The sequence below is a fragment of the Acinetobacter sp. ANC_7654 genome (assembly GCF_056779855.1).
The window spans coordinates 343661-355030 of the sequence record NZ_JBWYIR010000001.1 but is presented as its reverse complement, the minus strand read 5'-3'; the positions used below and the strand labels follow the sequence as shown (position 1 = coordinate 355030).

The window sequence follows — 11370 nt, the reverse complement described above, 5'->3', positions numbered from 1 at the left end:
GATCAAGATTTCTAAAATATTGGGGTATTTAAAGATTTTTACTCTGAAACGAGTGTTTCAAGTAAATGGGGCGCTAATTTATTTAAAATATAGCAGAATAATTCAGCTGTTTTCTGTGTGTCATACAAAGCAGAGTGGGCTTCTTTACCATCAAACTCGATGCCAGCTTGAATACATGATTTAGCCAAAACAGTTTGTCCGAACATCACAGCACTCAAAGTCACCGTATCAAAAACCGAGAAACTATGAAATGGATTTTGATTCTTAGTTCCAGTACGTGCAATTGCCGCTTTTAAAAAACCAAGATCAAAATGAGCATTGTGTCCAACTAGCACAGCATGTGTGCATTGTTGTTGTTTGCGTACCTCATTAATTGCTTTAAACATACGTTTAAGTGCAGACTTTTCATCTTCTGCCATCGCTACACGCATTGGATTAAAAGGATCAATGCCAATGAAGTCGAGTGAGCGACGATCTAAATTTGCACCTTCAAATGGATTGATGTGTGCATGATGCGCTTGACCAGGTACAAACTTTCCAGACTCGTCGTAAATGATTGGAATACATGCTATTTCGAGCAATGCATCAGTATCTGCATTAAAACCAGCTGTTTCCACGTCAACAACCACGGGTAGGAACCCGCGGAAGCGTTGACCGATGACAGGTAATGTTTCAGTGGTCACACTTTTCTCCATTGAATTGTTTTACCTGCATAAAGAGGAATGATCTGTTCGCCATCTAAATATTCAAGGCTTTCAGGAATCACTTGATCTTCTTTGATCAATGTAATGGTTTCAGTATTACGAGGTAAACCATAGAAATCCGCACCAAAGAATGAAGCGAAACCTTCAAGACGTTCAATTTTACCTACCTGATCGAATGCTTGAGCATACAATTCAATTGCAGTTGGAGCGCTATAGCATCCCGCACATCCACAGGCATTTTCTTTCGCATTTTTAGAATGCGGAGCGCTGTCAGTACCTAAGAAAAATTTAGGGTTGCCACTTGTTGCGACTTCTAACAAAGTTTGCTGATGTGTCTGGCGTTTTAAAATTGGCAAACAATAGAAATGCGGTTTAACACCACCAACCAACATGTCATTGCGATTGAATAACAAATGTTGTGGTGTAATCGTCGCTGCCACATTGCGATCTTGCTCAAGTACAAAATGTGCAGCTTCGCTTGTGGTGATATGTTCTAAAACTAATTTCAATTTTGGAAATTGTTTAAGCAGCGGTGCTAAAACTTCATCTAAGAAACGTTTTTCACGATCGAAAATATCAACATGATGATGTGTTACTTCGCCGTGGAGTAAGAGAGGAACCTGATGTTCTTCCAGTTGTTCAATGACGCTATACACTTTACGTATATCACTAACGCCATTATCAGAATTTGTGGTTGCTCCAGCAGGGTAAAGCTTAATTGCATTTACATATGGAGAGTTTTTAATTTTTTGTACTTCTTCAGGAGAAGTATGATCCGTAAAGTAGAGCACCATACGAGGATCGAATTTTACATTTTCAGGAACATGCGCCATGATTCTTTCACGATAGGCATGTGCCTCTTCCACAGTTTTTACAGGTGGAACTGTATTTGGCATACAGATTGCGCGATGAAATTGCTTCGCCAAATCAGGAACAGTACGTTGAAGTGCTAAACCATCTCTTAAATGAGCGTGCCAATCATCTGGCTGGATTAAAGTGATCGTATTCAAGGCAAGTCTTACTGAAAAAATAACATAGATGATAATCGATATTGCTTGAAATTGATAACGACAAAAGCCGATAAAAGGGGTTTTACATCTATTTGTGCTGATTAATATAAAAATGAAGCATACGTTAGATGAATGAGTCATTATCCATCTAGGGAACAATAATAGATTTTCACGTCCAAATAAAAAACCGCGCTCAAAGCGCGGTTTTTTGGGACTAAACTAAATCTTAGTTTTTGTCTTTAAGTTGTGGAACAGCAGAACCTGTACCGACAGCAAGTAAACCTGCACCAGTATAGATTCCTAACTTAGCGCGTGTATCTGTAATGTCTAGGTTACGCATGGTTAATTGACCAATACGATCCATTGGCGTGAATACAGAATCACCTTTTTCCATAGTTAAGCGTTCAGCTTCGTATGTAAGGTTCTCAGATTCAGTGTTCATAATGGTGTAATCGTTACCACGACGAAGTTCTAAAGTCACAGTACCTGTGATTGCTTTAGCAACCCAACGTTGCGCAGTTTCACGAAGCATAAGCGCTTGTGAGTCGAACCAACGACCTTGGTAAAGTAAACGACCTAAACGTAAACCGTTGATGCGGTACTGTTCAATGGTATCTTCGTTATGAATACCAGTCACAAGACGTTCGTAAGCAATATGCAGAAGCGCCATACCCGGAGCTTCATAAATACCACGAGATTTCGCTTCGATGATACGGTTTTCGATTTGGTCAGACATACCTAGACCATGACGACCACCGATACGGTTCGCTTCAAGAATTAACTCAACTGGATCTTCAATACGTTGACCGTTAAGAGCAACAGGGAAGCCTTCTTCAAATGTGATTGAAACTTCTTCAGGTGCAATTTCAACGTCTTCTTTCCAGAATGCAACACCCATAATTGGTTCAACGATTTTGATACCAGCATCAAGATACTCAAGATCTTTCGCTTCGTGAGTTGCACCAAGCATGTTTGAGTCTGTTGAGTATGCTTTTTCTTTTGACATTTTATAGTCAAAACCGTTGTCGATGAGGAACTGTGACATTTCTGCACGGCCACCAAGTTCATCGATAAATGTTTGGTCTAACCAAGGTTTGTAAATTTTAAGTGCTGGGTTCGTTAATAGACCATAACGGTAGAAACGCTCAATGTCGTTACCTTTATAAGTAGATCCGTCACCCCAAATGTTGACGTCATCTTCTTTCATCGCAGTAACAAGCATTGTACCTGTGACTGCACGACCAAGTGGCGTTGTATTGAAGTAAGGTACACCACCTGTAGAAATATGGAATGCACCACATTGAATTGCTGCAATACCTTCTAATGCAAGTTGTAAACGGCAATCCACTAAGCGTGCTTTAACAGCGCCATAAGCTTCAGCTTTCTTTGGAATAGCATCGTAATCATCTTCATCTGGCTGACCTAAGTTTGCTGTATACGCATAAGGTTCAGCACCTTTTTGCTTCATCCACAATAAAGCAGCAGAAGTATCAAGACCACCAGAGAAGGCAATACCAACTTTTTTGCCTACAGGTACATTCTGTAAGATAGTTGCATTATCAGACATTGTTCATCCTAACGATAGAATATAGGCACCTAGAAAATTGGTAACCTGAAAAATATATTTCTTCAATTATAGCACTTTTCGTTGGTAATTTTTTTTAAAAAAAGATACGTGGTGCAAAAATATTTGAATAAATAGCAATATTTCGTCAAAACTCAAAAGTAATAAGCAAGTCTTAATCTAATTCATGATTCCTCTTGAAAATAACACAGCGTATTTGTAAAGATTTTTATGCATCAATTTATTTTATTGCAATTTTTCAATGCGAACTTAATGAAAAATATTTTTTGTAAGTGATTGAATATTAATATCTAATTCAATAGTTGGTAATTTATTATAGAAAAAGAAAAAAAATTGCCATAAACAGTTATGAAAAAAGAAGTATAGTTTTATGCAACAAGTTGCAAAGCCCATAAAATAAGGAATTGCCATGACAACTCGCTATGCAAATATATTAAAACCTCTTGATCTTGGTTTCACTACCCTAAAAAATCGTGTCGTGATGGGATCGATGCATACCGGTCTAGAAGATCGTTTTTATAATTATCCTAAATTAGCAGCATATTTTGGTGAGCGTGCTAAAGGGGGCGTAGGTCTCATCATTACAGGTGGTATTTCCCCTAACCGTCAGGGCTGGCTGCTTCCAGCTGGTGGCACAATGAATACCTTAGGTGATGTTGCCCCACACCGATTAGTGACACATGCAGTTCATAAACATGGTGCAAAAATTTTAATGCAAATTTTGCATTCAGGGCGTTATGGTTATCAACCATTTGTGGTTTCTGCAAGCCCAATAAAATCGCCGATCTCACCATTTAAACCACGTCAGATGTCAGAAAAACAAATTCTGGATACGATTCAAGATTATGCGGCTACAGCAAGTATCGCGAAAAAAGCTGGCTATGATGGTGTCGAAATCATGGGATCAGAAGGCTATTTGCTGAACCAATTTATGAGTCGTCATGTCAATCAGCGTACAGACCAATGGGGCGGGGAAATAGAAAACCGTATGCGCTTTGCAGTTGAAATTGTTAAGGCAATTCGCGCGAAAGTTGGCGAAAAATTTATCATTTGTTTCCGTTTATCTATGCTCGATTTAGTTCATGACGGTAATACAATGAATGAAGTGATCACGGTTGCTAAAGCGCTAGAAGAAGCGGGTATCACATTATTGAATACAGGTATTGGTTGGCATGAAGCTCGTGTTCCAACAATTGTAACCTCTGTTCCTCGTGCGGCATTTGTAGATTATACCGCAGAGGTGAAAAAACATGTGTCTGTGCCTGTGATTGCATCCAACCGAATCAATATGCCTGAAACTGCCGAAGCTATTTTGGCTGAAGGTAAAGCCGACATGATTCAAATGGCTCGTCCATTATTGGCGGATGCTTTCTGGGTGAATAAAACGGCAACTAATCGTGTTGATGAAATCAATACGTGTATTGCGTGTAATCAGGCTTGTTTGGATCATACTTTCAAAAATAAACGTGCCACATGTTTAGTGAATCCACGTGCAGCCTATGAAACTGAACTGGTTTATTTAAAAACCAAGAAGCCAAAAAAAGTAGCTGTTGTGGGTGGTGGTGTAGCTGGAATGTCGGCAGCGACTGTTGCTGCCAGTCGTGGTCATCTAGTTACTTTATTTGAAGCCACTAATGATGTAGGGGGACAATTCAACTTAGCGAAAGTTGTTCCTGGGAAAGAAGAATTTCATGAAACCATTCGCTATTTTAAAGTCCAAATTGAGCGTACTGGGGTTGAACTTCGTTTAAATACTAAAGTTAATCGTGAACAGCTTGAGCGTGAAGGCTTTGATGAAGTGATTGTTGCGACAGGCGTTGTACCACGTGCATTGAAGATCGAAGGAAGTGATGCACCACAAGTTTTATCTTATGCAGAAGTATTAAGAGGTGCGCCTGTGGGTCAAAAGGTAGCAGTAATTGGTGCTGGTGGTATTGGATTTGATGTGTCAGAGTTTTTATTAAAACCTGAACATCAGCCACAGCCACAACCTTTGGCAGAATGGAAACGTGAGTGGGGAGTTGATCCACATGTTCAGTATGTTTCTGAAGGTGGTTTACAACCTGCTGAAGTGGATCATCCAGTTCGCGAAATATATTTATTGCAACGTAAGACAACGCCTTTGGGTATAGGATTAGGTAAAACCTCTGGTTGGGTTCATCGTGCCCAATTAAAAAAACATCATGTGAAAATGTTGCGTGGCGTTCAATATAAATCAGTGAGTGATGAAGGTCTGTGGATCGAAGTTGGTGGGCATGATCAATTATTACGAGTCGATACTATCGTTGTTTGTGCAGGGCAAGAATCTGTTAAAGAGATTATGCCATCAGAGACTGAAACAACTTTAGCGAAATATCATATTATTGGTGGTGCAAAGCTTGCTGCTGAGCTTGACGCTAAGCGTGCGATTCGTGAAGGTGCTGAAATTGCAGCCAAAATTTAATAAATTTGAATCATTTGGTGAAACTATATTCACTTGAATGGTTTGATTGTAATTTTTACTTGTCATGATATGAAAAGCTTCGTATTATGGCGCACATGGAAGCGTGGCAGAGCGGTTTAATGCACCGGTCTTGAAAACCGACGAGGGTGTGAGTCCTCCGTGAGTTCGAATCTCACCGCTTCCGCCAAATTCAAAAACCCTGGCTAATGTCAGGGTTTTTTTATGAGCGAAATAATCGTGCATCATTGCATCATTGCATCATTGCATCATTGCATCATATTGAATATTTAGAATTATGACGGGATCATGACAGAATTTGTCTAAATCAAAAATTTCATAATATCGCTTTAATATATATAAATATTTTAAAAATTATTAATTTTATAGAGTAATTAAACTAAATTTTTTAAAATTCATAGTTACAAAAAAATACATGAATAATTAATTAATAATAAATAAAGAGTTAAAGATAAATTTACAAATGTGAAATGGTTTTAATGAAAATGGCAAAATGTGACTTTATTTACACTTATTTATAATGTAATACCATGCTTTTGCAATTTTTTGCATATCAATCGACATTTTTAAACATCCCACCATTCCCCGAATTAGAGTAAGACTAATGAAAAAAATCGCATTATTTTCAGCAGTTTTATTAGCTACGATTGCACAAGCAAATGCAGCTGATGGAACAATTACAATCAACGGTTTAGTTACAGATAAGACTTGTGACATTGTAACGCCACAAGGCAAAAACTTTACTGTGACTCTACCTACAGTTTCAAAACAAACGCTCGCTACAGCTGGTGAAGTCGCTGGTCGTACACCGTTCACGATCAATCTAAGTGATTGTTCAGAAGGTAAAGTCGCAACTTATTTCGAACCTGGTGCAACGGTCGATTTCAACACTGGTCGTTTAAATAACCAAGATGCTAATGGTGCTAAAAACGTACAAGTTCAATTGTTAGGAAGCAACAACCAACCTATTTTAGTTCAGCAGGCTGGTGCGAACGGTGCGCAAACTAACTCTCAGTGGGTTGATGTTGTCGATGGTGGAACTGCTGCACTTGACTACTATGCAGAATACTATGCGACTGGTGCTTCTACAGCAGGTCCTGTAACTACTTCAGTTCAATACACGATTATTTATCAATAATTTGTTTTTAAAATAGAGTTAAGTTATTGATTAACTTGACTCTAATCAAATGTATTAAGTAGAGATCAATTGCATGCTAGGTTCATTTAAAAATATAACAATGACGTTGGGGCTATTGGCTTCGACAAGTTTTGCTCATGCTGAAATCATTATTCATGGAACAAGAGCAATATACCCAGCAGATGCAAGAGAAATCACACTACAGGTCAGTAACAATGGTGATAAACCATCATTGGTACAAGCATGGATTGATGAGGGTGATCCAAAGAGTAAGCCTGAACAATCTAAAGCTCCCTTTATTATTACACCGCCAATCTCGCGTGTTGATCCCACCAAGAGTCAATCGCTTCGAATCACGGCTTTGCCAAATGCAAAATCATTAAGTGGTGAGCAAGAAACTGTGTTTTGGTTGAATGTTTTAGATATTCCGCCTAAACCTAAAGCCAATGCTCAAAGCACGGAACCAGATAACTTTTTACAACTGGCAATACGCTCAAGAATTAAATTATTTTATCGACCAACAAATTTGAAAGATAAGGTTGCAGAAGCTCCAGCAAAATTACAATGGAAGCAAGTGGGTAATCAACTCCAGGTGATTAATCCAACGGCTTATCACGTCACAATCACATCGATATTAAGTCAACAAACTAATGGAAAATTGGTGGATTTGATGAAAGAAGGGATCATGGTGAGCCCCAAATCAAGTGAAAATATAAATCTAAAGTCAGCTATCACTCATAGTAAGTTGAGTTTTACAACGATTAATGATTTTGGTGGGCGTATTCAGACAGATTTGAAATTAAATCCCTAAATTAATGAATCAATATTCCTATTAAATATTAATAGGTAGGCAAAAATATGCTGATCCGTAACCAAAAACAAGATGATGAAAAAAAACTTCCTACAATTATGATTGTTTTGGGGGCTATAACGTTCGGATTTACTTATTTAACGCCAGCACATGGTGAAGAGATTTCAAACGAATCATCAGCGGATGGTGTGGAATTTGACTCATCTTTTTTGATTGGTGAAAACGCACAATCAATTAATACAGATAGGTTTAAGTTTGGAAATCCTATTTTGCCAGGTGAATATAATGTTGATGTTTACGTAAATGGTAACTGGTATCGTAAGCATCGAGTTGTATTCAAGAATGAATTAAATAATAAATCAGCAAATGCTTATACGTGTTTTGATGCAAAAACATTAATGCAGTTTGGTGTCAAAAAAGAGATTTTAAACTTTGAGCCGTCTAATTCTACTTCGACATCTTGTCAGCGTATTGAAAATTGGGTGAAAAATGCATTTTATGAGTTTGATTCTGCTCGTTTAAGACTAGATATTTCTATCCCTCAAATTGCGATGCAACAAAATGCTCAGGGCTACATCGACCCAAGTGCTTGGGATCGAGGGATTAATGCTGGATTTATTTCATACAGTGCCTCAGCATATAAAACAAAAAATAACTCTGAAACCAATCCTGAGATTAACAATGCCTTCATGTCTTTGGCAACTGGTGCAAATTTAGGTGGGTGGCAACTCCGTCATAATGGTCAATGGAAATGGTCTGATCACGAAGATCAGGGGCGTAATAAAAGTAGTTACGATGCAGTCACGACTTATGTACTACGTGCCTTTCCCCAATATCGAGGTATGTTGACACTCGGTGATTATTTTACCAATGGTGAATTATTTGATTCTGTAGGTTATCGCGGTCTAGATTTCACAAGTGATGAACGGATGTTACCCAATAGCATGACGGGTTATGCGCCCCGAATTCGTGGTAATGCTCGTACGAATGCTAAAATCGAAATTAAACAACAAGGTCAAATTATTTATCAAACTACAGTTGCACCGGGTAGTTTTGAAATTAATGATCTTTATCCCACTGGCTTTGGTGGTGAATTAGAAGTTTCAGTCATTGAATCTGACGGTCAAATTCAGCGCTTTTCTGTACCTTATGCATCAGTTGTACAAATGCTAAGACCTGGTATGAATCGTTATTCATTTACGATAGGTGAGTTTAGAGATAAGGATATTGATTTAGATCCATGGGTTGGTCAGGCAAAATATCAACATGGGATCAATAACTATATTACAGCCTATACAGGGCTACAATTTTCTGAAAATTATCAGGCATATTTAGTCGGTACAGCTTTTGCGACACCAATTGGTGCGATTGCAATTGATATCACGCAACCTGATGCTAAGTTTGATCGAAGAAAAGATCAAACTGGACAAAGTTATCGTTTGAGTTACAGCAAATTAATTAGCCCGACGAATACGAATTTAACTTTGGCTGCTTATCGTTATTCAACTGAAAACTTTTTGAAACTACGAGATGCCTTTTTAATCCAAGATTTGGATGAAAAGGGGGTAAGCTCAGGTCATGTAGGTAAGCAGAGAAGTGAGTTTACCATCACGTTAAACCAAGGATTACCAAATAATCTAGGCAATTTCTATGCTACAGGTTCTTGGAGTGATTATTGGAACACCAACCAAAAGTCTAAACAATATCAAGTTGGCTACAGTAATACTTATAATTTGCTGACGTATGGTTTATCTGCCATTAAACGAGAATTAGAAAATAATAATACGAATATTCGTAGCAGCGATACGGAGTATATGCTGACGCTTTCTTTGCCGCTCACATTTAAAAAGAGTGCTTTAAATCTAAGTTCAATTACCACGCAAGATCGTATTAATGTAGGTGCGAGTGGTACAGTGGGCGAAAAATTCAATTACGGATTTTCGACTTCTGCGGATTATGGCAATAATCCAAGTTTTAACACTAACGTACAATATCGAACAAATTATTCAACTCTTGGTGCGTCTTATAGTTTGGCGGATCAATATCAACAAATGTTAGTCACAGCCCGAGGCAATGTAGTTGTACACCGTGATGGCGTACATTTTGGACCAGATCAGGGGCAAACGATGGTCTTAGTCTATGCCCCTGAAGCCTCAGGTGCAAAAGTAAATAATTCGACAGGTTTAGAAATTAATAAATCTGGTTATGCGATTATTCCTTATGTCACACCATATCGTCTGAATGACATTAGCTTGAACCCTGAAGAGATGTCGACAGATGTAGAATTAATGCAAACAAGTCAAAGAATTGCACCTTATTCAGGCGCGATAACGAAAGTGAATTTTGCGACTAAATCAGGGAAGGCAATTTATATCAAAAGTGCGCTAAAAGATGGACAGTCTTTACCATTTGCAGCAGAAGTATTCAATTCTAATCAAGAAAGCATTGGTTTAGTTGCTCAAGGTGGTTTGGTTTATGTCAGAACCGCAGCACTCAAAGATACTTTAAACATTGTTTGGGGTGATGAGCCAGATGATCGTTGCCAAATCCAATATGATGTCACTGCGCATCAGTCTGAAAATATGATTACGACAGAGGCACTATGTCAATGAAAACTAAGATTTTAATAGGTGCTGTTGTACTCTCAGGTTTTGCCATAACTTCTGTTCAAGCAGCTTGTACACCTCAAGCTAACTTTAGAACAGTTGATATTAGCATGGCTGTTGGCAGAGTCGTAGTCAGACCATCTGATCCAGTAGGCCGAGTTTTAACCAAAAAAACGTTTCCAATTTCACCGAATGGTTCAAGTATTCGGTGTGATCGAAATCCTGTAAATATTAATGCAAGACTGATTCAAAATGGTCAGTTGAGTCCCGCTGGGGATTCAGTTTATGAAACCAATATTCCAGGTATTGGGATTAGGCTTTATCGTGAAGCCGCAAATAATCAAAATTTTTCAGGTTATTATCCATACTCTCGTAGGTTAACGGCTAATACAACTTATAACTTAGATAATGGTTTTTTTGTTGTCGAAATTATCAAAACTGCAGTGAATACGGGTTCAGGTGTAATAGCACCGGGACGTTATAGTACTTATTATGTAGAGGGCTATCCTCAGCAAGCTTTTTTAACCAGTACAGTATACGGTAATGCGATTACGATTGCTTCAAGTTCATGTGAGATCCAAGGAAATATCAATAAAACGGTGAATTTACCTACAGTAAATAAATCTGATTTTAAAGGTGTTGGATCTACAGCGGGTGAGCAGGCATTTGATATGAATATCTTATGTAATGGTGGAGATAATCCGACGAGTGTGACAGAAACAAACCGAATTAGCCTAAGCTTTGATTACACTTCAAATGGAAATAATTCAATCGTAAATGATGCAGCGTCAAATGTCAGAGCCAAAGGTGTAAATACACAATTAATTTCCAATTATCAAAATCAAGATAAAGTTATTACTCAAGGTGAGCCAATACAACTTGGCACCGTGAGCTCGAATCAAACGGTTCAATATAACTTGCCATTGAAAGCACGCTATATCCAAGTTGAAAACCAAGTAGAACCTGGTCGTGTGAGAGGTCAGGCAACGGTCACAATCCAATATCAATAGTGATATGTAGTTCACATTAACAAAAAATATTTAATTTATAATATT

Annotated in this window: 8 protein-coding genes and 1 tRNA gene; 6 read left to right on the top strand and 3 right to left on the bottom strand. The window is 38.1% G+C overall.

Annotation, left to right across the window (positions count from 1 at the left end):
* Positions 1–38: 38 nt before the first annotated feature.
* The 3 genes from rnt to argG form a co-directional block, all read right to left on the bottom strand.
* Entirely contained in the window at positions 39–695 is a 657-nt protein-coding gene (rnt, locus tag AC1M86_RS01720; protein ID WP_035266446.1) for a ribonuclease T, read from the bottom strand.
* Positions 680–1714, bottom strand: a complete 1035-nt coding sequence (gene pyrC / locus AC1M86_RS01715; protein WP_035266516.1) for a dihydroorotase — start codon at positions 1712–1714, stop codon at positions 680–682. The genes rnt and pyrC overlap by 16 nt, the downstream gene beginning before the upstream one ends.
* A 226-nt stretch (positions 1715–1940) precedes the next feature.
* Positions 1941–3281 carry an argininosuccinate synthase gene (gene argG / locus AC1M86_RS01710; RefSeq protein ID WP_092765981.1) on the bottom strand — a complete coding sequence of 447 codons (1341 nt, stop codon included), beginning with the start codon at positions 3279–3281 and terminating at the stop codon, positions 1941–1943.
* 427 nt (positions 3282–3708) lie between these two features.
* Between argG and AC1M86_RS01705 the strand changes: the two genes are divergently transcribed.
* The 6 genes from AC1M86_RS01705 to AC1M86_RS01680 all read left to right on the top strand — a co-directional run bounded on the left by AC1M86_RS01705 (position 3709) and on the right by AC1M86_RS01680 (position 11325).
* Positions 3709–5742 carry an oxidoreductase gene (locus AC1M86_RS01705; RefSeq protein ID WP_481607101.1) on the top strand — a complete coding sequence of 678 codons (2034 nt, stop codon included), beginning with the start codon at positions 3709–3711 and terminating at the stop codon, positions 5740–5742.
* A 97-nt stretch (positions 5743–5839) separates the two neighbouring features.
* Positions 5840–5929: transfer RNA gene (locus AC1M86_RS01700), tRNA-Ser, on the top strand.
* Positions 5930–6364: 435 nt separating this feature from the next.
* Entirely contained in the window at positions 6365–6898 is a 534-nt protein-coding gene (locus tag AC1M86_RS01695; protein WP_035266450.1) for a fimbrial protein, read from the top strand.
* Positions 6899–6998: 100 nt separating this feature from the next.
* Positions 6999–7709: a fimbrial biogenesis chaperone gene (locus AC1M86_RS01690; RefSeq protein WP_481607138.1), complete on the top strand. Its 711-nt coding sequence runs from the start codon at positions 6999–7001 to the stop codon at positions 7707–7709.
* Between the two features lie 98 nt (positions 7710–7807).
* Positions 7808–10321: a fimbria/pilus outer membrane usher protein gene (locus tag AC1M86_RS01685; RefSeq protein ID WP_481607137.1), complete on the top strand. Its 2514-nt coding sequence runs from the start codon at positions 7808–7810 to the stop codon at positions 10319–10321.
* Positions 10318–11325, top strand: a complete 1008-nt coding sequence (locus tag AC1M86_RS01680) for a fimbrial protein (protein ID WP_481607100.1) — start codon at positions 10318–10320, stop codon at positions 11323–11325. Before AC1M86_RS01685 ends, AC1M86_RS01680 begins: the two co-directional genes overlap by 4 nt.
* Positions 11326–11370 lie beyond the last annotated feature (45 nt).